This is a genomic window from Bradyrhizobium sp. SHOUNA76 (genome assembly GCF_023006445.1).
Classification (GTDB): Bacteria; Pseudomonadota; Alphaproteobacteria; order Rhizobiales; family Xanthobacteraceae; genus Bradyrhizobium.
The window spans coordinates 1-572 of the sequence record NZ_JALBHA010001097.1 but is presented as its reverse complement, the minus strand read 5'-3'; the positions used below and the strand labels follow the sequence as shown (position 1 = coordinate 572).

Here is a 572-nt window from a genome sequence, read left to right as displayed (position 1 = left end):
CCGAACACGACCGCACGCGAGGAGCCGCCGGCGCCGAGCACCAGCGCTTCCTCGGCCGCCCCCCAGCCGGGCGCGCTGGCGTCGAGATTGTTGATAAAGCCTTCGACGTCGGTGTTGGTCGAGTGGAGCTCGCCGTCGGCAAACCATAGCGTGTTGGCCGCGCCTACGGCCTTTGCCCGGGCATCGGGCGTCGACAGCGCCAGCACGCCTTCCTTGTGCGGGATGGTGACGTTGGCGCCGACGAAACCGCGCAACGACAGCCGCAGCACGAAATCCCTGAGATCCTCCGGCGGCACCGCCTCGATGACGTAGCCGCCTCCAATGCCCAGCGTGCGCAGCCAGTAATGATGGATCAGCGGCGAGCGCGAATGCGCGGCCGGCCATCCGATCAGACAGGCTGCAGGAGCTTTGGACGCGGTCATCTTTCCCTCGGGGTCGTATTCCCGAGGCGATCCATTTCGCGTCGCGCCCGCTCTGTCAAGCGCGCAGGGACTGTCAGCTCGCGGCCGCCTCCTCGCCCGCGCCGCCCTTGATGTCGGCAATCGCGCGCTCGAGGCTCTGACGATAGCGCG

At 68.2% G+C, this 572-nt stretch carries 1 pseudogene; it reads right to left on the bottom strand.

The features are described 5' to 3' along the window. A pseudogene (locus MOV74_RS39950) lies at positions 1–422 on the bottom strand (shikimate dehydrogenase); the annotation flags it as partial. Positions 423–572 lie beyond the last annotated feature (150 nt).